General features: G+C 71.9%; 22 protein-coding genes. 12 read left to right on the plus strand and 10 right to left on the minus strand.

What is annotated here, in order from left to right; translation table 11 throughout:
- Window positions 1–101 precede the first annotated feature (101 nt).
- The gene (locus H4W80_RS33410; RefSeq protein ID WP_192788721.1) at window positions 102–1,049 is read right to left on the minus strand and encodes an NAD(P)H-dependent flavin oxidoreductase; all 948 of its coding nucleotides are present in this window, start codon (window positions 1,047–1,049) and stop codon (window positions 102–104) included.
- A 155-nt stretch (window positions 1,050–1,204) separates the two neighbouring features.
- Between H4W80_RS33410 and H4W80_RS33415 the strand changes: the two genes are divergently transcribed.
- On the plus strand, window positions 1,205–1,390 hold the full coding sequence (locus H4W80_RS33415; protein ID WP_139629749.1) for a hypothetical protein: 186 nt from the start codon (window positions 1,205–1,207) through the stop codon (window positions 1,388–1,390).
- Between the two features lie 21 nt (window positions 1,391–1,411).
- Here H4W80_RS33415 and H4W80_RS33420 read toward each other — a convergent pair whose 3' ends face one another.
- Complete coding sequence (locus tag H4W80_RS33420; protein WP_192788722.1) at window positions 1,412–2,512, minus strand: serine hydrolase domain-containing protein; 1,101 nt, start codon at window positions 2,510–2,512, stop codon at window positions 1,412–1,414.
- 95 nt (window positions 2,513–2,607) lie between these two features.
- Here H4W80_RS33420 and H4W80_RS33425 point away from each other — a divergent pair, with 95 nt between their 5' ends.
- On the plus strand, window positions 2,608–3,255 hold the full coding sequence (locus tag H4W80_RS33425) for a TetR/AcrR family transcriptional regulator (protein WP_192788723.1): 648 nt from the start codon (window positions 2,608–2,610) through the stop codon (window positions 3,253–3,255).
- On the opposite strand, the gene H4W80_RS33430 is transcribed toward H4W80_RS33425, so the two are convergent.
- Entirely contained in the window at window positions 3,236–4,030 is a 795-nt protein-coding gene (locus tag H4W80_RS33430) for an N-acetylmuramoyl-L-alanine amidase (protein ID WP_192788724.1), read from the minus strand. The two genes, H4W80_RS33425 and H4W80_RS33430, sit on opposite strands and share 20 nt — an antisense overlap.
- 151 nt (window positions 4,031–4,181) lie before the next feature.
- Here H4W80_RS33430 and H4W80_RS33435 point away from each other — a divergent pair, with 151 nt between their 5' ends.
- The 9 genes from H4W80_RS33435 (at window position 4,182) to H4W80_RS33475 (ending at window position 14,189) form a co-directional block, all read left to right on the plus strand.
- Window positions 4,182–4,775 (plus strand): GNAT family N-acetyltransferase, encoded by a 594-nt coding sequence (locus H4W80_RS33435; protein WP_225963811.1) that lies wholly within the window; start codon window positions 4,182–4,184, stop codon window positions 4,773–4,775.
- 97 nt (window positions 4,776–4,872) lie between these two features.
- A complete protein-coding gene (locus tag H4W80_RS33440) occupies window positions 4,873–7,383 on the plus strand; it encodes a glycoside hydrolase family 9 protein (protein ID WP_192788725.1) in 2,511 nt (836 codons plus the stop codon).
- 77 nt (window positions 7,384–7,460) lie between these two features.
- Window positions 7,461–7,781, plus strand: coding sequence for a PadR family transcriptional regulator (locus tag H4W80_RS33445; protein WP_185069235.1), 321 nt, complete (start codon window positions 7,461–7,463; stop codon window positions 7,779–7,781).
- On the plus strand, window positions 7,778–8,689 hold the full coding sequence (locus tag H4W80_RS33450; protein ID WP_192788726.1) for a hypothetical protein: 912 nt from the start codon (window positions 7,778–7,780) through the stop codon (window positions 8,687–8,689). The genes H4W80_RS33445 and H4W80_RS33450 overlap by 4 nt, the downstream gene beginning before the upstream one ends.
- A gap of 34 nt (window positions 8,690–8,723) precedes the next feature.
- On the plus strand, window positions 8,724–9,635 hold the full coding sequence (locus tag H4W80_RS33455) for a hypothetical protein (RefSeq protein ID WP_192788727.1): 912 nt from the start codon (window positions 8,724–8,726) through the stop codon (window positions 9,633–9,635).
- Window positions 9,636–9,664: 29 nt separating this feature from the next.
- A complete protein-coding gene (locus H4W80_RS33460; protein WP_192788728.1) occupies window positions 9,665–10,552 on the plus strand; it encodes a hypothetical protein in 888 nt (295 codons plus the stop codon).
- A 7-nt stretch (window positions 10,553–10,559) separates the two neighbouring features.
- On the plus strand, window positions 10,560–12,272 hold the full coding sequence (locus H4W80_RS33465; protein ID WP_192788729.1) for a peptidoglycan-binding protein: 1,713 nt from the start codon (window positions 10,560–10,562) through the stop codon (window positions 12,270–12,272).
- On the plus strand, window positions 12,265–13,011 hold the full coding sequence (locus H4W80_RS61370) for an ABC transporter ATP-binding protein (protein ID WP_318787182.1): 747 nt from the start codon (window positions 12,265–12,267) through the stop codon (window positions 13,009–13,011). The genes H4W80_RS33465 and H4W80_RS61370 overlap by 8 nt, the downstream gene beginning before the upstream one ends.
- Complete coding sequence (locus H4W80_RS33475) at window positions 13,011–14,189, plus strand: ABC transporter permease (protein ID WP_192788730.1); 1,179 nt, start codon at window positions 13,011–13,013, stop codon at window positions 14,187–14,189. The genes H4W80_RS61370 and H4W80_RS33475 overlap by 1 nt, the downstream gene beginning before the upstream one ends.
- On the opposite strand, the gene H4W80_RS33480 is transcribed toward H4W80_RS33475, so the two are convergent.
- From H4W80_RS33480 to H4W80_RS33500, 6 genes are read right to left on the minus strand one after another with little or no spacing between them, the layout of a single operon-like run.
- Window positions 14,182–15,597, minus strand: coding sequence for a pyridoxal phosphate-dependent decarboxylase family protein (locus H4W80_RS33480; RefSeq protein ID WP_192788731.1), 1,416 nt, complete (start codon window positions 15,595–15,597; stop codon window positions 14,182–14,184). The genes H4W80_RS33475 and H4W80_RS33480 overlap by 8 nt on opposite strands.
- On the minus strand, window positions 15,594–16,244 hold the full coding sequence (locus H4W80_RS33485) for a TetR/AcrR family transcriptional regulator (protein ID WP_192788732.1): 651 nt from the start codon (window positions 16,242–16,244) through the stop codon (window positions 15,594–15,596). Before H4W80_RS33485 ends, H4W80_RS33480 begins: the two co-directional genes overlap by 4 nt.
- A gap of 57 nt (window positions 16,245–16,301) precedes the next feature.
- On the minus strand, window positions 16,302–16,721 hold the full coding sequence (locus tag H4W80_RS33490) for a hypothetical protein (protein WP_192788733.1): 420 nt from the start codon (window positions 16,719–16,721) through the stop codon (window positions 16,302–16,304).
- Window positions 16,722–16,768: 47 nt separating this feature from the next.
- On the minus strand, window positions 16,769–17,674 hold the full coding sequence (locus H4W80_RS61375; RefSeq protein WP_225963812.1) for a D-ribose ABC transporter substrate-binding protein: 906 nt from the start codon (window positions 17,672–17,674) through the stop codon (window positions 16,769–16,771).
- Between the two features lie 11 nt (window positions 17,675–17,685).
- Window positions 17,686–18,651: an ABC transporter permease gene (locus tag H4W80_RS61380; RefSeq protein ID WP_318787183.1), complete on the minus strand. Its 966-nt coding sequence runs from the start codon at window positions 18,649–18,651 to the stop codon at window positions 17,686–17,688.
- Window positions 18,641–20,143 carry a sugar ABC transporter ATP-binding protein gene (locus tag H4W80_RS33500; RefSeq protein WP_192788734.1) on the minus strand — a complete coding sequence of 501 codons (1,503 nt, stop codon included), beginning with the start codon at window positions 20,141–20,143 and terminating at the stop codon, window positions 18,641–18,643. Before H4W80_RS33500 ends, H4W80_RS61380 begins: the two co-directional genes overlap by 11 nt.
- Before the next feature lie 89 nt (window positions 20,144–20,232).
- Between H4W80_RS33500 and H4W80_RS33505 the strand changes: the two genes are divergently transcribed.
- Entirely contained in the window at window positions 20,233–21,207 is a 975-nt protein-coding gene (locus H4W80_RS33505) for an ABC transporter substrate-binding protein (RefSeq protein WP_192788735.1), read from the plus strand.
- Window positions 21,208–21,274: 67 nt separating this feature from the next.
- On the opposite strand, the gene H4W80_RS33510 is transcribed toward H4W80_RS33505, so the two are convergent.
- Window positions 21,275–22,414: a monooxygenase gene (locus H4W80_RS33510; protein ID WP_192788736.1), complete on the minus strand. Its 1,140-nt coding sequence runs from the start codon at window positions 22,412–22,414 to the stop codon at window positions 21,275–21,277.

Genomic DNA, 22,414 nt, shown 5'->3' on the forward strand with positions numbered 1-22,414 from the left:
CATACTACTCGGCAGTCACGTACGTAATAGGGCAGATTGGGCACGCCTCCTCCAGCCGGGGCCGGCAGCCCGAACAGAACAGGTTCTCACCTGCCCGATGATCAGGCGAAGCGGGCCAGGAGCCCCTCGGCGGCGGCGAAGCCGGCGACCACGTCGGCCGCCGTGCGCCGCTCGCGCACCATCCCCACGGCCTGCCCCGCGTAGATGCAGGCCGTGTCGAAGTCTCCCTCGGCCCGCGCCGCCGCCTGCCGGACCGGGGCGTCCTCATCGACGGCCAGCTCGTCCTCCCGGCCGGCCCACCGGTCGAAGAACGCGTTACGCAGGGCCCGCCCGCCGAACTCGGGCGGCCAGTCCAGGCGCTGGGCGATGTCGAAGACCCGCCCGTACGCGGTGTCCGTCTCCTCGGCGGCCAGCAGGCGCTCGGTGGCCGGCTCCGACAGGGCCGTCTCCGCACACCCCATGAAGGCCGTCCCCACCCAGGCCCCGGCGGCGCCGGCGGCCAGCACGGCGGCGAGCCCGCGCGCGGTCGAGATGCCGCCCGCCGCGAGCACCGGGACGCTCACCGCGTCGAGCACGCTCTGCAGCAGCGGCAGCGTGCCCACCGCGTCGCGCCCGTGACCGCCCGCCTCGGCCCCGCGCGCCACGACCGCGTCCACCCCGGCCTGCTCGGCGGCGCGGGCCTCGTCGGTCGTGCCCGCCTGGGTGACGACCGTGATGCCGGCCTGCCGGAGCTCCTCCACATAACGCGCATATGGCCCGAAGCTCACGGAGACGATCGTGGGCCGCAGCTCCAGCACGGCGTCGAACTGGGCCGGGTTGCCGGTCAGCGCCCAGGCCATGAGCCCCACCCCGTAAGGATCGCCGCTCGCGACGGCGGCCTCCTTGGTGATCCACTCCCCTGTGGCCGCGGCGGCGACCCCGATCATGCCGAGCGCGCCCGCCTCGGAGACGGCGGCGGCCAACCGGCCCGCGCCCACCCCCGCCATCGGCGCCCCCACCACGGGCACCGCCAGGCCGAACCGTTCGGTGAGCCATGTGCGCAAGGTCATCCCCCCTAGAAAACCCCTGTTAGGCCAGTCTTCCACGGCCTTCCCGACCCCCGGACCGGAAAATAGAGCCGGATGACCGATGCGCTCGCGGCACACACCTGTGCATCCTGGTGGGGAACGGCTTTCGTTCCGCAGCGGAGAGGAGTCACGAGGGCATGGACAACGCGGCAGGCCGCCCGACCGTGGTCTTGGACAATGGCGTGGTCGGCAGGGTCATGCTGGCTCATCCCTCCAGGCGCGACCTCGTGCTCGTGCTCGGCATGGACGGCACCCTGCTCAGCTGCCAGCTCGACGACATCGCCTGCGTGGTCGGGGGCAAGCCCCTCTGCCGCGACGGCTGACCGGCGGGCCCGGACAGCACTCTAGGCACCGGTCACGATGCCGCCGATCAGGCTCGCGGCCGCGAAGTCGTTGGTGAGCCGGTTCTTGGTGAGCGCGAACGCGGTGCCGGTCGCCGTGTCGGCCCAGGCCGCGCTGCCGCCCGCCCCGGGCACCCCGAACACCGTCGGGCTCGCCTCGGCGGTCGAGCCGGGGCCGCCGATGCCGTACCCGAGCCCCCAGGTCGTCGGCATGCCGAACACCTCGTCGAGCCCGCTGGAGGCCACCGCCGTCACCTCGCGCAGCCGGTCGGCCGAGATCAGCCGCGTCCCGTCCACCTCGCCGAGCAGCGCGGCGTACATCCGCGCGATGGCCCGGGCCGAGGTCTTGCCGCCCGCGGGGATGTCGGAGGACAGGTAGTCACCGCGGTTGCCCAGCTCGGCGGTCGGCATCAGCGTCATCGGCCCCGCCTTGAACATCGGCAGGTCCGCCGGCATCTCGCCCCACGCCGCCGGGTCCACCGGCGCGTCCTCCAGCCTGGCCAGCCGGTGGTGCTCGGTCTCCGGCATCCCGAAGTAGAGCTCGCCGCCCACGCCCAGCGGGCCGGCCACGTCCTCCAGCAGCACCTGCGAGATGGGCTTGCCGGTGACCCGCCGGACGATCTCGCCGACCAGGAACCCGAACGTGTACGCGTGGTAGCCCACCTTCGTGCCCGGCTCCCACCACAGCTCTGCGTCCTCCAGCGCGGCGACCATCTTGTCCCAGTCGCAGACGTCCTCCGGCGTGGTGTCGAGCGGCACGCCCGGCACGCCCGCCGTGTGCGACAGCACGTGGCGCACGGTCACGCCCTGCTTGCCGTGCCGCCCGAACTCCGGCCACAGCTCCGCCACCGGGGTGTCGTAACCGAACAGGCCCCGCTCGGCCAGCACGTGGGCCACGGTCGCGGTGGCGCCCTTGCCGATCGAGAAGTTGTAGAAGGGCGTGTCAGCCGTGACGGGCCGCCCGGTCCCGGGGTCGGCGACGCCCGCCACCACATCCACCACCTGGACGCCGTCCCGGTAGACGGCCACCTGGAGCCCGCGCTCCTCGCCTGACTCGACGAGTCTGTCGGCGGCTTCCTGCACCTGCTGCTGAAGATCACTCATGATGCTTTATGTCCTTTTCGTTTGGGAACTAGACGGTACCGTACTCACATAAGTACGGAACTGTCTAGTACTGTGATGTCGTCGAAGGGATGAGCATGGCACCTGAAGAGGACGGCCGCACGGCCCGTAAGCGCAGGCAGATCATGGATGCGGCCCGGCCGGTGTTCCTGCGCAACGGCTACGTGGGCGCGAGCATGGACGAGGTGGCGGCGCTGGCGGCGGTCTCGAAGCAGACCGTCTACAAGCACTTCACCGACAAGGAGCAGCTGTTCACGAGCATCATCCTCGACACGACGACCCAGGTCGAGGGGCTGGCCAGGCTCATCTCCGCGGCGCTCGACGACAGCGACGACCTGGCGAAGGACCTGGGCGGGCTGGCCCGCCAGTTCCTCGGCGTGCTCATGCGGCCCGACGTGCTCCGCCTGCGCCGGCTGGTGATCGCCGAGGCCGACCGGTTCCCCGACCTCGGCCGCACCTGGTACCAGCAGGGCTTCGAGCGCTCGCTGGAGACCCTGGCCGCCGCCTTCGAGCGCCTCGCCGGCCGCGGCCTGCTCCGCCTGGACGACCCCGACCTGACCGCCCAGCACTTCGTGGGCCTGCTGCTGTGGGTCCCGGTGAACAAGGTCATGTTCTGGGGCGGCGGCGACCACTACACCGAGGCCGATCTCGAACGGCTCTCCGAGTCCGCTGTAGCCGCCTTCCTGCGCGCCTACGGGGCCGAGGCTAGGTCAGATAGCTCCTGAGCCCGGCGGCCAGCGCGACGGCCATGCGCTCGCGGAAGCGAGGGTCGGACATCTTGGCCGCGTCGCCGCGGTTGCGCATGTTGCCGCACTCGATGAACACCGCAGGGCGCGTGGAGAGGTTGAGCCCGCCCAGGTCGGTGCGGGTCTGCAGCCCGTCCACGCCGGTATAGCCGGCGTACGGCAGGCCCGTGCCCTCCCGGTAGGCGTTCCTGATGTCCACCCCGAGGCGCCGGGACGGCTTGACGATCTGGTCGTTGTGCCCGGAGACCAGCCCCGGCATGATCACGTGGAACCCGCGCCCGCCCGGCGCGGCGCCGTCGCCGTGGATCGACAGGACCGCGTCCGCCCTGGCCTCGTTGCCGATGGCGGCCCGCTCGGTGACGCACGGGCCGACGCCCTTGTCGTCGGGCCTGGTGAGCACGACCTTGGCGCCCAGCTTCTCCAGGATCGGCTTGAGCCGGTTGGCGACGTCCCAGGTGAAGGCGTGCTCCGGGTATCCGGCGTCCGTCTCCGTGCCGGTCGTGTTGCAGGGCTTCCTGCCGGTGATGATGTCGACCTGCCGGTTGATCTCCGCCGGATGCGCGGCGTTGCCGCCGTTGTGGCCGGGGTCGATCACCACGATCTTGCCCGCGAGCGCGCCTCCGGCCGGCGTCCGGCTCGCGGACGGCGCCGCCGGCAGCGCCGCCTCCCGCGAAACGGGCACGGCGGTGCCGCACGCCGCGGTCAGCGCGGCCAGCGTGACGACCGCCACGAATCCGGTCCGGTACGCGCTCATGATCCCGACCGTACCGGCTGCCGCGCGGCGAACCCAAGACCCGTCTGACCTGCACCTTCGTGTCTCACCGGGGAATTCCTCATTGTTTATCCGGCTCTTTGACCATAAATTCAAATTCGACTCGTACTGGTGCTGGTGAGGAGCCTGGGCGATGAAACAGCAGACGTGGGCGATGCGGCCGGTCATCCGCCACGCGACGGCGGACGACGCGGAACGGGTGGCGGAGCTCATCGCGACCGCGTTCTCCGGGCTGAGGGTGGTGCACTACCTCGTGCCGGAGCGCAGGGAGCGACACCGGGTCATGACCGCCAACTTCCGCATCCTCGTCGACCACGCCGTGGAGCACGGGGAGATCCACCTCATCGACGACGGGCCCGCGGTCGCGGTCTGGTTCGCGCGCACCGCGCCGCTGCCCGAGCCGCCCGACTACGACCGCCGCCTGGCCGAGACGACGGGCGAATGGGCCGACCGCTTCCGCGCGCTCGACGAGCTGTCCCAGGCGAACCATCCGGCGGAGCCGTACCACCATCTGGCCTTCCTGGCGGTCCACCCGGACCGCCAGAACGAGGGGCTCGGCTCGGCGCTGCTGCGCTACCACCACGCCCGGCTGGGCGGCGTGCCCGCGTACCTGGAGGCCAGCGATCCGCGCAACCGCGACCTGTACGCGCGCCACGGCTACCGGCAGGGTGAGCCGTTCGCGCTGCCGGACGGGACCCTGTTCTGGCCGATGCGGCGCCCCGCCTGAAAGTTTCACAGTTTCCGCAGGCCGTTGACGGGACGGCGGCGGGAAAGGAGGATCGGAGGGCTCCGATTGGGAGCGCTCCCAACCCCCGAGGACCTCCATGACCCGAAGCCGGGCCGCCTTACTGGCCCTCCTCACCATGGTCGCCCTGTCCCCCGCCACGACGGCACTGGCGGACGAGGGACCCGAGCAGATCGTGAACGGCACCTTCGACTCCGGCACCGCCCCGTGGTGGAGCACCGGCAACACCACCATCGCCATAGACGCGGGCCGGCTCTGCGCCGACATCCCCGGCGGCACCGCCAACCCGTGGGACGTGATCATCGGCCAGAACGACATCCCGCTGGTGGCGGGCGACACGTACGCCTACCGCTTCAGCGCCTCGGCGACCCCCGCCAAGGTCGGCAAGGCGCTGATCCAGCTCCCGGTCGACCCGTGGACGCAGTATCTGTCGGCCAACCCGGAGCTGAGCGTCTCGGGCAACGACTACTCCTACACGTTCACCGCCCCCGTGTCGCTGCCGAACTCCCAGGTCGTCTTCCAACTGGGCGGCAGCGCCGAGCCTTGGAGGTTCTGCATGGACGACGTGTCGCTCAAGGGCGGCGCCGAGCCCGAGGTGTACGAGCCCGACACGGGCCCGCGCGTCCGCGTGAACATGGTCGGCTACCTCCCCCAGGGCCCCAAGAACGCCACCGTCGTCACCACCGCGACCACGGCCCTGGACTGGGAGCTCAAGAACGCCGACAAGCAGACGGTCGCCAAGGGCCGGACCACCCCCAGGGGCGTGGACGCCAGCTCCGGCCAGAACGTGCACACGCTCGACTTCGGCTCCTACCGCAGGCCCGGCAAGGACTACACGCTGACGGCCGACGGCGAGACGAGCCGGCCGTTCGACATCGCCGCGGACCTCTACGACCAGCTCCCCACGGACGCGCTGAAGTTCTACTACACCCAGCGCAGCGGCATCGAGATCCTCGACAGCCTCAGGCCCGGCTACGGCCGGCCCGCCGGGCACGCCGGCGTCGCGCCGAACCAGGGCGACGCGAGCGTCCCCTGCCAGCCGGGCGTCTGCGACTACTCCCTCGACGTCAAGGGCGGCTGGTACGACGCCGGCGACCACGGCAAGTACGTCGTCAACGGCGGCATCTCGGTCTACCAGCTCATGGCCGCGTACGAGCGGGACAAGGCGGCCTTCAAGGACGGCCAGCTCGCCATCCCGGAGAGCGGCAACGGCCGGCCGGACATCCTGGACGAGGCCCGCTGGGAGCAGGAGTTCCTGCTGAGCATGCAGGTGCCGGAGGGCAAGCCGTTCGCGGGCATGGCCCACCACAAGATCCACGACCGGAACTGGACGGGCCTGCCGCTGCTGCCGCACCTGGACCCGCAGCCGCGCGAGCTGCACCCCACCTCCACGGCCGCCACGCTCAACCTCGCGGCCACGGCGGCCCAGGCGGCCAGGCTGTTCGCCCCGTACGACCCGGCGTTCGCGGCCAGGAACCTCAGGGCCGCCCGCACGGCATGGGCCGCGGCCAAGGCCAACCCGGCCAGGTACGCCGACCCCAACGACGGCACCGGCGGCGGCGCCTACAACGACGCCGACGTGAGCGACGAGTTCTACTGGGCGGCGGCGGAGCTGTTCATCACGACGGGCGAGAAGGAGTTCAGGGACTTCGTGCTGGCCTCGCCGCACCACACGGGCGACATCTGGCGTGACCGGGGCTTCGACTGGGGCAACACCGCCCAGCTCGGCCGCCTCGACCTGGCGACGGTGCCCAACGCCCTCCCCGACCGGGCCCGGGTGCGGCAGTCGGTGGTCGAGGGGGCCGAGAAGTATCTGGCGGTCCAGCGGGCGCACCCGTACGGGCTGCCGTACAACCCGCCGGACTTCGACTGGGGCTCGAACAACCTGGTGCTGAACAACCTGGTCGTCCTGGCCACGGCGTACGACCTGACCGGCCACGAGAAGTACCGGGCGGCCGTGCGCGAGGGCATGGACTACCTCCTCGGCCGCAACGCGCTCAACCAGTCGTACGTGACCGGCTACGGCGAGGTGGCCTCGCACAACCAGCACAGCCGCTGGTACGCCCACCAGCTCGACCCGGCGCTGCCCAACCCGCCGCGCGGCACGCTGGCCGGCGGCCCGAACTCCGGCATCCAGGACCCGCTGGCGCAGCGGCTGCTGAAGGACTGCAAGCCGCAGTTCTGCTACATCGACGACATCGAGTCGTGGGCGACGAACGAGCTGACCATCAACTGGAACTCCCCGCTGGCCTGGGTCTCCGCGTTCCTGGCCGACAAGAGCGGGCGGTCTGACTGCCGGGTGCGCTACACGGCGCACGGCTCGGGCACGTTCACCGGCCAGATCGTGATCGAGAACACCGGCAGGCAGACCGTGGACGGCTGGACCCTGCGCTGGTCGTTCGCGGGCGGCCAGCGCGTCCGGCAGGACTGGGGCGCGGCGCTGTCGCAGTCCGGCCCGGTGGTGACGGCCAGGAGCACCGGCAAGATCAAGCCGGGCAGGTCCGTGACGTTCGGCTTCGTGGCCACCAACCCCTCGGGCCCCAACCCGTCCCCCGAGGTCTTCCACCTCAACGGCGAGCGCTGCGGGTGACCCCGCCCGCCCGGCGGCCTCTCCGCGAGGGGCCGCCGGGCGTTGCGGACGCTCCGTTGAACGTAATAATCTGGGCCATGCCCAGGGGAACCTCAGAAGTCAGCGAGCCGATGTTCTTCGTGCTCGCCGCCCTACGCGCCGGGCCGCTGCACGGCCACGCGATCAGCAAGTCGATCAAAGAACTGTCGGCCGGCCGGGTGCAGCCGTCGGTCGGCACCCTCTACGGCATCCTGGAGCGCCTGAACGAGCGGGGCGTGATCACCGTGGACCGGGAGGAGACGGTCAACGGCCGGAACAGGCGTTACTTCCGGATCACCGACGAGGGACAGTCCCTGGTCGAGGCCGAGGCCAGGCGCATGCAGCAGGCCGCCTCCCTCGTGCTGCGCCCCATCACATGACGGCCATCGCACCCCAGCCCATGACGTCCCTCGAACGGCGCTACCGCCGGCTGCTGCTGGCCTACCCGAGGCAGTACCGCGCGGCGCACGGCGACGAGCTGATCGACGTCCTGCTGGAGTCGGCCGACTCCGGCAGGAGCGTCCCGGTGCTCAGGGAGGCGTGGGGCCTGCTGGTGGGCGGCGTGCGCAGCCGCATCGTCCACCTGGCGACGGGCAACGCGTGGGAGGACGGCCTGCACCTGGGCATCACGGCCGTGGCCGCCGCCAACCTGGCGGCGCTGCTCCCCTACGCGGGCGCGGTGCCGCTGTGGACGCTGCTGTCGGCGCTCGCTCTGCTGGCCGTCCTGCGCGGACGGCTGCCGGTGGCGTTCCCGCTCACGCTCGTCGCGGGCGTGAAGGCGGTCGCGGTCGCGGGTGGCTGGCAGGTGTTCGAGCCGACGCTGTTACCGGTGTACCCGTCGGTCCTCACCGGGCGGGCCCTGTTCGAGGACAGCAGCCCCTTCGCCGTGGCCTTCGGGTACGCGGTGGTGCTGATCGGCCTGCTGGTGCTCATGTCGAGAAGGCGGCAGGCGCCGCGGATCCGGTCATGGTGGTGGCCGGCGGCCGTGGTGGCCGTCGCATGGGCGGGCCCCCAGTGGATGGAGGCGGACACCTGGTATCCGCTCAGCCTGAGCCGGCTGGCGACGGAGGCGGCGGCGTTCGGCCTGGCCGTAGCGGGCTGCTATCTGGCGCGCGACCACCGGTGGGCGCTCGCGTCGGGCATCTACCTGCTGGTGAGATCGGTCGAGCTGACCGTGAACTCCGATTTCCTGACCAGGCAGCACCTGGCCTACTGGGGCCTGCTGGCCGTGCTGGCCCTCGGGGCCGCCTCCGTGCCGTTCCGGAGGCGGCGGCACTGCCTGGATTGACCATGCTCCGTTAAACGGAGTATGGTCTCCCGCCATGACGAGGAAGACGCTGCCTACCGCGCTGCTCGCCCTGGCCGTCCTCTGCGGCTGCGGGGGCGCCGCAGAGACCGCCACGGAGACCGCCGCCGCGCCCTCCCCCAGCGCGGCCGCGGCGGCCAAGGACAAGAAGCACCAGCTCGAAGCGGCCAAGGCCGACTGCATGAAGCAGAAGGGCTTCAAGTACGTCGCGTGGGTGAAGCCAGAACAGCCCCAGAGCGACGAGGACCGCCGCCGGGACGCGGGCGACTACCAGGCCATGCGGAAACATCGCGAAAAATACGGCTTCGAGATCTTCGCCGAGTTCATCTACCCCAAGGAGCTGAACGCCCCGGCGGCCCAGATGGCAAGCCCCAATCAAGATCCGAACATGAAGCTCCAAGAGGCGCTCTCCGAAGCTCAGCTGGGCGCCTACCACAAGGCCAAGGACGCCTGCATGGTGACGGCGGGCAAGCAGGTCCTCGGCGTGACCCTGAAGTCGAACATCGACTACTACAACCAGATAGCCCTGACCAGGAGGCGCCTGACCGCAAGCACGCTCGACAGCGACCCCAAGCTGATGGAGCTGGCGACCGCCATGGCCACCTGCCTGAAGGGCAAGGGCTACACCGTCACTGACACCGCGCCGACGGCCCTGTCGAAACGCGGTCAGGACGCGTTCATCAAGGAGCAGGACAAGATCGGCCGGGAGCAGGACGACACCGTGCCCGATGTCGCGCCTCCGGCGAAGAAGAACGGGAACCAGCCGATCCACATGCCGTCGCTCACCGCCGAGCAGGCCAAGCCCTACCTGGCCAAGGAGATCAAGGCCGCGCTCGACGACCTGGAGTGCGGCAAGGACTTCTACCCGGTCTTCACACCGCGCAAGTCGGCGATCGACGCGCAGGTCAAGGCCCAGTTCGCCTTCTGACCTCCACGACCGGAAAGACGAACTTCGCCATGCTCACCAGATTCACCGTGACCGCCACCGCCCTGCTGGCGCTGGCCGCGCTCTCCGGCTGCGGGGGCGCCGACGAGAGCGCCGCGCCGCCGACGAGCCCGACCGCACAGGACAAGGAAGTGCAGATCGAGGCGGCCAAGGCCGACTGCATGAAGCAGAAGGGCTTCAAGTACGTCGCGTACGTGACGCCGCACAAGCCGGCCACCGAGGACGACAAGAGCCGCGCATCTGGCAACTACCAGGCAATGCGGAAATATCGCGAAAAATATGGCTTCGGGGTCTTCGCCGAGTACATCTACCCTGACACCTTCGGCACCCGGGACGCCGGCCCCGACAGCAACCCGAACGGGAAGATCCAGTCGTCGCTCTCCAAGGCGCAGATGCAGGCGTACCGGAAGGCGATGGACGCCTGCCAGGTCTCGGCGGCCAACAAGGTCCTCGGCCTGAAGCTGAAGTCGACGGACGACTTCAACCGCGCGCAGTTCCGGGCCTCCGTCCGGGCCCGCAAGACCACGCTGAACACCGACCCCGAGCTGGTCGAGCTGGCCACCGCCATGGCCACCTGCCTGAAGGGCAAGGGCTACGCCGTCGGCGACACCGCGCCGGTCGCCATGTCCGATCAGGGACAGAAGACGTGGCTCGCCAAGCAGGACAAGCTGGGCCGGGAGCAGATGGACGACGTGCCCGACGTCGCTCCCCCCGCCAAGGACGACGAAGTGCCGATGTACTACATGCCGACGCTCACCTCCGACGAGGCCAAGCCGTACCTGGCCAAGGAGATCAAGGCCGCGCTCGACGACCTGGAGTGCGGCAAGGACTTCTACCCCGCCTACCTGCCGAAGGAAATATCGGTCCAACGGCAGGTCAGCGCCCAGTTCGGCATGTGACCGCCGCATGAAGTCACCGCGCAAGCTCCTCGCCGGCGTCGTCGCCGGAGTCGTGGTCATCGCGGGCGCCGGCTGGGCCGTGGGCTCCCGGCTGCGCTCCCCCGCCGACGAGGCGGCCCGCCGCGCCGCGCCGCGGGCCTCGCTCGTCACCGCCGCCGTCGAGCGCCGCAAGCTCGTCAGCACCGTCGTGGTCAGCGGCACGCTGGAGTACGGCTCGCCCCTGCCGGTCAGCCTGGCCGGGGCGGTCGGCGGCACGTCCGAGCAGCAGCGGGCCACCCGGGCCCCGCGCCAGGGCCGGCTCGCGGAGGGCGCGGTCTTCCTGGAGGTCAACGGCCGCCCGGTGTTCGCGCTGCGCGGGTCCGTGCCGATGCACCGCACGATCGCCCCCGGCAGCAAGGGTGACGACGTCAAGCAGCTCCAGCGGGCGCTGCGCAGGCTGGGGTACGGCGGTCCCGTCTCCGGCGTGTTCGACCAGGCCACGATCGCCGCCGTCACCCGCATGTACACGAAGAAGGGGTACGAGGCGCAGCAGCCGACGCTGACCGACCGGCAGGCGTACGACACGCTGCGCAAGGCCGTGCAGACCGCCCAGGAGACCCTCGCCGCCGAGAAGAAGGCGCTGGACCAGGGGCGCGACGTGCTGCCGCTCAAGATGAGGCTGGCCAACGCCAAGGCGGACCTGAAGGCGGCCGAGCGCGCCCTCCAGGAGGCCGAGGCCCGGCTGGTGACGCCGGAGGACGAGACCAAAATGGCGGCGGCCGAGGCGGCCGTGCGCGCGGCGCAGGAGAAGCTTGCCGAGGCCGAGCAGGCGCTGGCCGAGGCCAGGAGACCGCCGCCCACGCCGGCGGCCACCGCCACCCCCCAGCCCACGGCCTCCACCGACACGAGCCTGCTGGAGCTGCGGGTCCAGAACGCCCAGGCCGACCTGGCGGCGGCCCTGGAGTCGCGCGAGCGGGTCGCGGAGGAGGCGCGGCAGGCCAGGGAGAAGAGCCTGGTGGAGCTGCGCAAGGCCGTGCGGACCGCGAAGGAGGCCAAGGCCACCGCCGAGCAGGCGCTGCGCCAGGCCAGGCAGCTCTCCCCGACCAGGCTCAAGGTGACCAACGCCGGCAAGGACGTGGCGGCGGCCAAGGGGATGCTGGCGGAGTTCGCGCGTACGTACGGGACCTCCATCCCGCCCGGCGAGGTGGTGTTCCTGCCGAAGCTGCCCGCCCGGGTGCGCAAGGTCTCGGTCAAGCAGGGGCAGCAGGTCGAGAAGGAGGTCGCCACGGTGACCAGCTCGGCGTTCACGGTGACGGGGGCGGTGGAGGCGACCGAGGCCGAACTGCTGCGCACGGGCATGGAGGCGGCCATCGAGCTCGACACGGGCAAGACGTACAAGGCGCGCCTCACCGCGGTCGGCGAGCAGGCCAAGGTGCCCGGCGCCGAGGAGGCCAAGGACGGGTCGGAGCCCGTCCTGATCACGCCCGCCTCGATGAAGGGGCTCAAGCCGGGCACGGCGGTGACCGCGCGGGTGACGGTGGGGGCCACCAAGGAGGCGGTGCTGGTCGTGCCGGTGGCGGCCGTGATCACGGGGGCCGACGGGCGGGCCCGGGTGCGGGTCGAGTACGCCACGGACCGGACCAGGGACGTCGAGGTGCGCACGGGCCTGACCGCCGACGGGAACGTCCAGGTCGCCGGCGCGCTCAAGGAGGGCGACCGGGTGGTGGTCAGCGGTGCCTGAGCCGGTGATCTCGCTGGCGGAGGTCAGCAGGGAGTTCGCCTCCCAACCTCCGGTCCGGGCGCTCGACCGCGTCACGCTCCGGGTGGACAGGGGCGACTACCTGGCCATCGTCGGCCCGTCGGGCTCGGGCAAGTCGACCCTCCTGAACGTGCTCGGCCTGCTCGACCGCCCCAGCTCGGGCAGCTACCGCCTCGACGGCACGGAGACCACCACCCTGCGCGACGGGGCCAGGACCAGGTTGCGCGGCGACCGGATCGGCTTCGTCTTCCAGTCCTTCCACCTGCTCTCCCACCGCAGCGTGGTGGAGAACGTCATGCTCGCCGAGATCTACCGGAGCAGAGGAGCTCGGAGGGAGAGAGCGAAGCCAACGAGCTCCGAAGCGGCTGCGACCATGAGCGCAGTCAGGCAGGCGCGTAAGGGCAGGCGGGAGCGGGCCCTGGCGGCGTTGGAGCGAGTCGGCCTCGGCCACCGGACCGGGTTCGCACCCGACCGGCTGTCGGGGGGCGAGCGCCAGCGCACGGCCATCGCCAGGGCCCTCATGGGCGAGCCGTCGCTGCTGCTGTGCGACGAGCCCACGGGCAACCTCGACAGCCGCAACACCGAATCGGTGCTCGGCCTGTTCGACGAGCTGCGGGGGCAGGGGATGACGATCGTGGTCATCACCCACGAGCGGGAGGTCAGCGAGCGGGCCGGGCGCCGGGTGCGGATCACCGACGGCGTCCTGGTGGAGGAGGGGTGATGCACGTACGCGACCTGCTCGGGGAGGCCGTGGCCGGCATGCTCGCCCGGCCGGTGCGCTCGGCGCTCACCACCCTCGGGACCGTGCTCGGCATCACCACGCTGGTCGTCACGCTCGGCGTGGCCGCCACCGCGGGCAACCAGATCGTCGGCCGCTTCGACGCGCTGGTGGCCACGGCCATCACGGTGCAGGTGCCGCAGTCGCCGAACACGCCGCTCGTGGAGTGGGACTCGATCGACCGGCTGACCAGGCTGCGCGGCGTCGAGTCCGCCGCCGCGCTGGCCGAGTCGGACGACAGCGCGAACCTGTCGGTGCGCTCCAACGACATCGTGGACCCCACCAGGGTCACCGCGCAGTCGTTGACCGTGCTGGCCGCGACGACCGGGCTGCCCGAGGCGGCGCGCGGCAGGATGGTGCAGGGCAGGTTCTACGACCTCGGGCACATCGAGCGGCGCGACCGGGTGGCGGTGATCGGCGACCAGGCGGCCAAGCTGCTCGGCGTCGGCCGCCTCGACCGGGCGCCGGCCATCTTCATCGGCAAGCACGCGTACACGGTCATCGGCATCCTGGGCGACCTGCGCCGCGAGCGGAACCTGAGCACCGCCGTGTTCGTGCCGCCCACGGTGGGCAGGCAGTTCGGGCTGCGGGACGTCACCAGGGTGCTGGTCAACACGAGCCTGGGCGCGGCGGACCTGGTCGCCCGGCAGGCGCCCACTGCGCTCAGCCCGGGCAACGGCGACATGCTGCAGGTGATCTCCCCGCCCAGCGCCACCAGGGCGCGCGACCAGGCGCAGGACGACGTCAACGCGCTCTTCCTGATCCTCGGCCTGGTCTCGCTCGTGGTCGGCGCGGTCGGCATCGCGAACGTCACGCTCGTCACCGTGATGGAACGCGTGCCGGAGATCGGCCTGCGCCGCTCGCTCGGAGCGGCCAGGCGGCACATCGCCGCGCAGTTCCTGCTGGAGTCGACGCTGATCGGCCTCGCGGGCGGCGTGATCGGCGCCAGCCTGGGCGTCGTCACGGTGGTCGCGGTGTCGGCCGCCAAGCAGTGGACGCCGCTGCTGGACGTGCGCCTCGCGGTCGCGGCGCCGGTGGCGGGAGCCCTGGTGGGCCTGCTGGCCGGGCTGTATCCGGCGCTGCGGGCGGCCAGGATGGAGCCGGTGGACGCGCTCAGGTAGCGTAGACGGCCGACAGGAACCGTACGAGCACCGCCTCCCTGGCGGCCGCGGGCAGCGCGTCGAGGATCGCGTTGACCGTCGCCATCTCCGGCTGCCCCGCCTCCGGCCGCAGGTCCACCCCCACGGAGGAGGCCAGCTCGGCGAAGTCCGCCTCGTCGAGCGCCTCCAGGTCCGTGGCCGCCACCAGCTCGACCAGCCCTTCGGGCAGCACGACGGGCCCCCGCTCCCGGGCGGCCTCGGCCGACTCGGCGATCACCTTCAGCAGGTCCTCGACCCCCGCGAGCGTCACCCCGGTGACCGTGATGTGCAGGTTGGCCGGGATCCCGGCGTAGGAGAGCTGCGGCTGCAGGAACCAGCCCCGCTCCCGCGCCTCGTCCGCCAGCACGAACACGTCGATCCCGTCCCCGGCGAAGGCCACCAGCGACGACTCCGGCTCGCCGAGCACCCGCAGCCCGGGGATCCGCGCGAGCCCTTCGCGCAGCCTGACCGTCGCCTCCAGGGTCGCCCGGCCCAGCTCCAGGTAGCCCTCCCTGCCCAGCGCCTGCAGCGTGGCCCAGGCGCCGCCGAGCGGCCCGGCCGACCTGGAGCTCTGCACGGTCGCGTTGACGATCGTGTAGCCGGGCCACGCGGCGGAGGCGAAGTACGCCTTGCGCCGCATCGCGGGATCGGCGAAGAGCACGACCGAGGCGCCCTTGGGGGCGTACCCGAACTTGTGCAGGTCGCACGAGAGCGACGTGACGCCCGGCACGGACAGGTCGAACGGCGGGACCGCCGCGCCCGCCGCGCGCAGCCACGGCAGCAGCCACCCGCCGACGCAGGCGTCCACGTGGCACGGCACGCCGGCCGCCGCGGCCACGGCGGCGACCTCCTCGACCGGGTCGATCACCCCTTGGGGGTAGGAGGGCGCGGAGGCGACGACCATGATCGTGTTCTCGTCGATCGCGTCCGCCACGTCCCGCGCCCGCACCTTGTACGTCTCCAGGTCCACCGGCACGGCCACGACCTCGACGCCGAGATAGTGGGCCGCCTTGTGGAAGGCGGGGTGGGCGCTCACGGCGAGCACCAGGTTGGGGCGGGCCCTGTGGGCGGCGTCGCGGGCGGCCTTGACCGCCAGCATGATCGACTCGGTGCCACCGCTGGTGAAGATGCCGTGGCCGCCGCCGAGCAGGTCCGCGACCGCGCCGACGACCTGCCGCTCCAGCTCGACCACGCTGGGGAAGGCGGTCGGGTCGAGGCAGTTGACCTCCAGCAGCTCGAAGTACGCCCGCGCCGCCGCCTCGTGGACCTCGGCCCGGCCGGTGTCGTAGACGTAGGCCGTCACCTGGCCGCCGCGCACGGGTAAGTCGCGCGACCTCAGCCTGGCCACCTCGGCCAGCAGCTCCTCGGTCGTCCTTCCAGCGGGGTTCACGTGGACTCCTTCGTGGGTCGGGCCCTCGTCCGGGGCTCGCCCGGGAGGCCGAGCGTGCGGTGGACGCTCAGGTGCAGGTGGGAGCGGAAGCGGCGCAGGGCGGCCCGGTCGCCGGCGGCCCTGCGGCGGCCCTCCGCGTCCAGCACGCCCCCCTTGGCGAACCCGTGCACGGACCAGATGACCATCCACATCGTGTACTCGAGATCGACCTTCTCGTCGATCAGCCCGCCCTCGACCGCGGGCCGGACGGCGGCGGTCACGGAGGCCACCAGCGGCTGCACGTACTCGCGCTCCAGCTCGGTGATGTCGCTGGCGTCGGAGAGCCAGCGGTGCATCCACAGGGCGGGCACCTCGGGGTTGTCCACGCAGAAGTCGAGGTAGTCGTCCAGCAGCCGGTGGATGGCCGCGAGCGGGTCGTCACCGGGCAGGCGGGCGAGCGCCAGGTCGAGGGCCGCCTTCTCCGCCCGGTGCGCGCGCTCCATGACGGCGAGATACAGCTCGCGCTTGCCGCCGACGTGGTAGTTGACGGTGGCGATGTTCATCCCCGCGGCCTCGGCGATCTGGCGGGTGGAGGTGCCGTCGAAGCCGAGCGCGGCGAACAGCTGTGTCGCGACCTTCAGGATCAGGTTGACCTGTCCGCTGTCCATGCGGCCGAAGGTAGTGCCACCCTCACCTTTCGGTCAATCACTTGATGGAGAGCCGGCTCAGTCCGGCGCCCAGTACTTCACCATGAACTTGTCGAGCTGCTGCACCACCGGCTCCCAGCTCGGCGGCAGCGTGTAGCGGCTCACGCGGTGCTTCTCATAAACAAGCGTGTACTTGAGGAAGTCGGCCCCCTGCGGGGTGGGCTCGGACCGCCCGAGCTTCAGCCCCTTGAGGTACGTGTGCAGCCTGCGCTGCTCCTTGCCGGTCAGGCACTTGTCGACGACCGGCCCCGTACGGTGGCTGAGCCGCACGCAGCCGTTCGCGTAGACGATCACATGGTCGTCCAGCCCCGCGAACCCGCCTTGCTTGCGGTAGTCGATCAGCACCTTCTTCGGCGCGACCGCCGCCTGAGCGGCAGCCGGGACCGCGGACAGGGTCAGGGCCGGCAGGAGCACCGGCACGAGCACGATTCGCCACATCTTCTTCACACCTACTTGGACGGATGGGAACGCCGAACGGCTCAGCCTCAGCCGAACTGGTCGGCGTTCTCCTTGGTGGCCGGTTTCACGGGCACGGCCACCGCCTTCGGGATGCCCTCCCCCTTGGCGGCCTTCACCGCGGCGTCCACCGCCTGCTGCCCCAGCAGCCTGGGCTGCTGTGCGATGGTGGCCGAGAGCGTGCCGGCCCGGACCGCCCTGATCGCGTCGGGCGTGCCGTCGAACCCGACCACCTTGACCCGCTGCCCGGCCCGGGCGCCCAGGGCCTTGACCGCGCCCAGGGCCATCTCGTCGTTCTCGGCGAACACGCCGGCGAGGTCGGGGTGCGACTGGATCAGGTTCGTCATGACGTCCAGGCCCTTGCTCCGGTCGAAGTCCGCCGGCTGCCGGGCCACGACCTTGATGTCCGGGTACGCGGCGACACCCTCGTCGAACCCCCTGCCCCGGTCGCGGGAGGCGGAGGTGCCCGGCACGCCCTGGAGCACGGCCACGTTCCCCTTCTCCCCGAGCAGCCTGGCCAGCTCCTGGGCGGCGAGCCGCCCGCCGGCCACGTTGTCGGAGGCCACGGTCTGGGCCACCTCGGCGCCGTCGATGCCCCGATCGGCGGCGATCACCGGGATGCCGGCCCGGTCGGCCGCCTTGACCGCGGGGACGGCCGCGTCGGAGTCGACCGGGTTGATGATGATCGCTTTCATGTTCTGGCCGGTGAAGTTCTGGACCTGGTTCACCTGCTGCGACGGGTCGTTCTGGGCGTCGGTGACGGTCAGCCTGGCGCCCAGCTTCTTCGCCTCGGCCTGCGCGCCGTTCCGGAACTGCACGAAGTACGGGTTGTTCAGCGTCGACACCGACAGGCCGATCCTGACGTCGCCCGTGGCTCCCCCGCCGCCGCACGCGGCCAGGCCGGCCAGCGCGACCCCCGCTATGAGCATCCGCATGATCTCTCCCCCTAAGTGGTTCCCCTGCGCCGCAGGGTGTCGACGAGCACCGCCAGGGCGATGACCACACCGATCACGACCTGCTGCCAGAACGCCGAGACCGACAGCAGGTTCAGGCCGTTGCGCAGAACGGCCAGGATCAGCGCGCCGACGAACGTGCCGAGCGCCCTGCCCTTCCCCCCGGACAGGCTGGCGCCGCCGATCACGACGGCCGCGATGGCGTCGAGCTCGTACCCGGCCGCGGCCTGCGGCTGCGCCGAGGCCAGGCGGCTGGCCAGCACGATCCCGGCCACCGCCGCGAAGCCACCGGACAGCGCGTACGTGACCAGCTTCTGGCGGCCGACCTTGATGCCCGACAGGCGGGCGGCCTCCTCGTTGCCGCCGATGGCGTACATGGCGCGGCCCGCGTACGTGCGGTTGAGCACCACGGCGGCGATCACCCCCATGACCACCATCACGATCACGGGGACCGGCAGGACCCCGCCGACCGTGTCGCCCAGGTGCGAGACGGCGTCCGGCATCGGGATCGGGCTGCCCGCCGAGATGACCAGGGCCAGGCCGCGGGCGACGCCGAGCATGGCCAGCGTGGCGATGAACGGCGGCAGCCTGCCGTACGCGATCAGGACCGCGTTGACCAGCCCGCACGCCACCCCGACCACGAGGGACACCAGGGTGGCCAGTGGCCACGGCAGGCCGGCGACGGTGGCGGTCCAGGCCAGGACGATCGCGGAGAGCGCCGCGACCGAGCCCACGGACAGGTCGATGCCGCTCGTCACGATCACGAACGTCTGCCCGAAGGCCAGGATCGCGGTGACGGCGGCCTGGACGCCGACGTTGAGCAGGTTCGTCACGCTCAGGAAGTCGGGCGACAGCAGCGACAGCGCCACGACCAGCGCCACGAGCGCCGCCAGCGCGCCGTTCTCGGCGAACCAGGCGGCCGCCGGTGACCGGCGGCCCAGGAGCGCGTCACTCGGCACGGGGACCCGCCACCTCCGCGACGGCCAGGGCCATCACGTCGTCCTGCGTGGCCCCGGCCGCGCGCAGCTCGCCGACGAGCCGCCCCCGCGCCATGACCAGGATCCGATCGCTCATCCCGAGCACCTCCGGCAGGTCGCTGGAGACCATCAGCACGGCGTCCCCCTCGGCCGTGAGCTCGTTGACGAGCTCGTAGATCTCGACCTTGGCGCCGACGTCGATGCCGCGCGTCGGCTCGTCGAGGATGAGCACGCGGGCGTCCGCCACCAGCCACTTGCCGATGACGACCTTCTGCTGGTTGCCGCCGGAGAGCGTGCGCACCTCCTGGTCCAGCCCGGCCATCCGGATGCCGAGCCGTTCGGCCGCCTTCGCGGCGGCCGAGCGCAGCCTGGAACGGTCCACGAAACCGGCCCTGGTGGCGTCGCGCATGGTGACCAGGCCGAGGTTCTCGGCGACGCCCGCGCGCGGCACCAGGCCCTGGCCCTTGCGGTCCTCGGGCACGAGGCCGAGCCCGGCCTCCATGGCGGCGTGGACGTCGCCGGGCGGCAGCCGCGTCCCCCGCACGGTGACCTCGCCCGCGTCGTAGCGGTCGGCCCCGAACACCGCCCGCACCACCTCCGTGCGGCCCGCGCCCACGAGCCCGGCCATCCCGACCACCTCGCCGGCCCGCACCTCGAACGACACGTCGCCGAACGCGCCCCTGCGGGTCAGCCCGGACACCGTGAGCAGCGGCCTGCCCCGCCGGGCCGGCCGCCGCGGGTACTGCTGCCCGACGGGCCGCCCGACCATGAGGGCGACCAGCTCGTCCCGGCCGGTGTGCGCCGAAACCCGGGCCACGGACCTGCCGTCGCGCAGCACGGTCACCCGGTCGCCGATCTCGGCGATCTCCTCCAGGTGATGGGTGATGAACACGACCGCCACGCCCTCCTCGCGCAGCTGCCGCACGATCGCGAACAGCCGGGCGACCTCGCCGGTGGTGAGCACGGCGGTGGGCTCGTCCATGATCAGCACCCGGGCGTCCAGCGCCAGCGCCTTGGCGATCTCGATCATCTGCATGCGCGCGATGCCCAGCCCGGCGACCGGCGTACGCGGGTGCGCGTCCACGCCGACCCGCTCCAGCAGGGCCTTGGCCTGCTGCTCCATGCGCCCGGTGGCCACCAACCCGAACCTGCGCGGCGGGCGGCCGAGCGCGAGGTTCTCCGCGACCGTGAGCTGCGGGACGAGGTTGAACTCCTGGTAGATGGTGGAGATCCCCAGCCGCTGCGCGTCGCCCGCGGTGCGCAGGTGCACCGGGCGGCCGTCCATCAGGATGCGGCCCTCGTCGGGGCGGTAGGCGCCGGAGAGGATCTTGATCAGCGTGCTCTTGCCCGCGCCGTTCTCGCCCAGCAGGACGTGCACCTCGCCGGTGCGCAGGCTCAGGTCCACGCCGTCGAGGGCGACCACGCCGGGGAAGGTCTTGCGCAGCCCCTCGGCCTTGAGAATCTCCTCGCTCACGTGGTGGTCCCTATCCGCTCACGAGGCCGGCGAACCACCGAATGCCCAGGTCAGGGTTATTGCCTTGCTGAGTGGGGAGTGAGAACGGGATGACGTCCTCGCCGCTCCGCATCGGGGTGCCCGCCTCCCTGTCAGGCAAGCACTCCCGTTTCGGCGGGCAGGTCCGGCTCGGCCTCGAAGTCTGGCAGTCCTTCCACCCGTCCGTGGAGCTGATCATCGAGGACGACCACAGCGAGCCCGGCTCCCTGGACGTCGTGCTCCCCCGGCTGGCGGGCCAGTGCGATCTGCTGCTGGGGCCGTACTCCACGCAGCTCATGCGGCGGGCGGGGCACATCGGGGCGGCGCTCGACATGCTGATCTGGAACCACGGCGGTTCGGGCGACGACGTGCAGGCGGCCCACCCCGGACATGTCGTCTCCGTCCAGACGCCGGCCGGCCGTTACGCCGAGCCGTTCGTCCGCCGGCTCGCGGAGAGCGGCGACCACAGCCCGCTGCGGATCGTGAGCGGCAAGGGGCGCTTCGCCCTGCAGGTCGCGGAGGGCGCGGCGCGGGCCGCGCACGCGGTGGGCATCCCGGTGGTCTTCGGCGGCCCGGTGGACGACCCCTGGAATCTCTTCTGCGCCGGGACCTTCGACGAGGACGTCGAGGTGGTCAGGCGGGCCGCCCGCGCCCGCACCATCTGCGCCGTGGCCGCCGGGGTGCGGGAGTTCGGGGCGGCCGTCGACGATCCGCGCGGGATCTACGGGGTCGGCCAGTGGTTCCCCGGCGGCGCGGGCGAGGCGGCCTTCGGGATCTCCGAGCGGGAGTTCGTCGCGGCCTACGAGAAGCGGACCGGGGTGCCGCCGAACTACATCGCGGTCCAGGGGGTCGCCGCCGCGATCGTCGCGACGCACTGCGCCGACCGGGCGGGTGGCACCGGGCGGGCGGAGCTGTGGTCGGCCGCCGCCGGCCTGGAGACGGCGACCCTGTTCGGCGACTTCGCGATCGACCCGCGCACCGGGCTGCAGACCGGGCACCGCGCGGTGCTCACCCGGTGGGAGAGCCAGGGACCCGTCGCCGCCTGAGGCCAGGCGGCTCGGGGGATCAGGCAGCTCGGGGGTCAGGCGGCTCCGGGGTCGGGCAGCTCCGGGGTCAGGTGGCTCCGGGGGTCACGATCGCGATGCCCAGGCACATCTCGTCGCTGGTCCCGTCGCCCCACACCACGTACCGGGGCGGCAGCTTCTGCAGCTGGGGCAGCAGGGCGCGCAGGCCCGCGTCGTGCGTGCACGTCACCCGTACGACGTCGCCCTTGTTGACCGTGACGGGCTTGGGCAGGACCCGCAGCGACTGGTCGTCGAAGTTGTAGTCGGGCACGTCCAGGAGCGTCCGGGCCTTCGGCGTGCCGGGGTTGAGCTCGACCTTGATGGCGCGGCCGAGCAGGTGCATGTGGCCCGCCATGGCGTGGACCGTGGCGGTGCCCCTGATGGGCATGTCACAGTGCTGGGTCGGCCCCGGCTCGACCGGGCCGCAGTACTTGGTGAGGATCGCCACCTGGTCCTTCAGCTCCTCGCCGAACCTGGCGCCGACGTCCTCGACCGCGGCGGCCCGGTCGCAGAGCGGTCCCGACTCCTTCGACGTGCAGGGGAGCTCCACCGGGGCCTGGAACAGGGCGGTCTCCAGGGGCCGCAGGGGCTGGTCGGTCACGCGGAGGCGGATGCCCGAGCGGTCGGTGCCCGGCTTGCCCTCGACACCCAGCAGGTTGTAGTGGACCTGCATGACGAGCTGGCTGCCCGGCGGCAGCTCGTAGCCGTACTTGGGGTCGAGCAGCGTCTCGCTGGTGCCGGGGGCCCAGTGCGCCACCCATGAGGAGTCGCCGACGCCGTCGTCGCCGAAGCACGTCCAGCCCTGGCCGGGGGTGCGCTGGTCGATCTCGCGCGCCTTGGCGGCGTGCTCGGGGTCGATCCTGAAGAAGATCGCGTGGTGGACGAGGTCGAGGTTCTGGGGCTGGAACTGGGCGCCGGTCAGGAACACCTTGCTCGCCAGCTTGGGGTCGATGAGGAAGCAGCGGTAGTCGTCCGTGCCGCCGTTGGGCGGGTTCGGCGTGTACGGCTCCGCCATCGTCAGGTTGACGAACCGTTCACCGGCCCGCAGCGGGGGCGCCGCGACCGTGGCCTTGGCGGCATGACCGGTGTGACCGGTATGACCGGCTGGCGTGGCGGTGCTCCGGGCGCCGCAGGAGGCGAGCAGGACGACCGCGAAGAGTAAGGCGGCCGTCCGGGCGAGTCGATTCAT

This window comes from Nonomuraea angiospora (assembly GCF_014873145.1).
GTDB classification, from domain to species: domain Bacteria; phylum Actinomycetota; class Actinomycetes; order Streptosporangiales; family Streptosporangiaceae; genus Nonomuraea; species Nonomuraea angiospora.

Bases quoted from the DNA above. Each gene is read 5' to 3' on its own strand.
- H4W80_RS33410 (WP_192788721.1), bottom strand. From the start codon at position 1,049: ATGACCTTGCGCACATGGCTCACCGAACGGTTCGGCCTGGCGGTGCCC.
- H4W80_RS33415 (WP_139629749.1), top strand. From the start codon at position 1,205: ATGGACAACGCGGCAGGCCGCCCGACCGTGGTCTTGGACAATGGCGTG.
- H4W80_RS33420 (WP_192788722.1), bottom strand. From the start codon at position 2,512: ATGAGTGATCTTCAGCAGCAGGTGCAGGAAGCCGCCGACAGACTCGTC.
- H4W80_RS33425 (WP_192788723.1), top strand. From the start codon at position 2,608: ATGGCACCTGAAGAGGACGGCCGCACGGCCCGTAAGCGCAGGCAGATC.
- H4W80_RS33430 (WP_192788724.1), bottom strand. From the start codon at position 4,030: ATGAGCGCGTACCGGACCGGATTCGTGGCGGTCGTCACGCTGGCCGCG.
- H4W80_RS33435 (WP_225963811.1), top strand. From the start codon at position 4,182: ATGAAACAGCAGACGTGGGCGATGCGGCCGGTCATCCGCCACGCGACG.
- H4W80_RS33440 (WP_192788725.1), top strand. From the start codon at position 4,873: ATGACCCGAAGCCGGGCCGCCTTACTGGCCCTCCTCACCATGGTCGCC.
- H4W80_RS33445 (WP_185069235.1), top strand. From the start codon at position 7,461: ATGCCCAGGGGAACCTCAGAAGTCAGCGAGCCGATGTTCTTCGTGCTC.
- H4W80_RS33450 (WP_192788726.1), top strand. From the start codon at position 7,778: ATGACGGCCATCGCACCCCAGCCCATGACGTCCCTCGAACGGCGCTAC.
- H4W80_RS33455 (WP_192788727.1), top strand. From the start codon at position 8,724: ATGACGAGGAAGACGCTGCCTACCGCGCTGCTCGCCCTGGCCGTCCTC.
- H4W80_RS33460 (WP_192788728.1), top strand. From the start codon at position 9,665: ATGCTCACCAGATTCACCGTGACCGCCACCGCCCTGCTGGCGCTGGCC.
- H4W80_RS33465 (WP_192788729.1), top strand. From the start codon at position 10,560: ATGAAGTCACCGCGCAAGCTCCTCGCCGGCGTCGTCGCCGGAGTCGTG.
- H4W80_RS33475 (WP_192788730.1), top strand. From the start codon at position 13,011: ATGCACGTACGCGACCTGCTCGGGGAGGCCGTGGCCGGCATGCTCGCC.
- H4W80_RS33485 (WP_192788732.1), bottom strand. From the start codon at position 16,244: ATGGACAGCGGACAGGTCAACCTGATCCTGAAGGTCGCGACACAGCTG.
- H4W80_RS33490 (WP_192788733.1), bottom strand. From the start codon at position 16,721: ATGTGGCGAATCGTGCTCGTGCCGGTGCTCCTGCCGGCCCTGACCCTG.
- H4W80_RS61375 (WP_225963812.1), bottom strand. From the start codon at position 17,674: ATGCGGATGCTCATAGCGGGGGTCGCGCTGGCCGGCCTGGCCGCGTGC.
- H4W80_RS33505 (WP_192788735.1), top strand. From the start codon at position 20,233: ATGACGTCCTCGCCGCTCCGCATCGGGGTGCCCGCCTCCCTGTCAGGC.
- H4W80_RS33510 (WP_192788736.1), bottom strand. From the start codon at position 22,414: ATGAATCGACTCGCCCGGACGGCCGCCTTACTCTTCGCGGTCGTCCTG.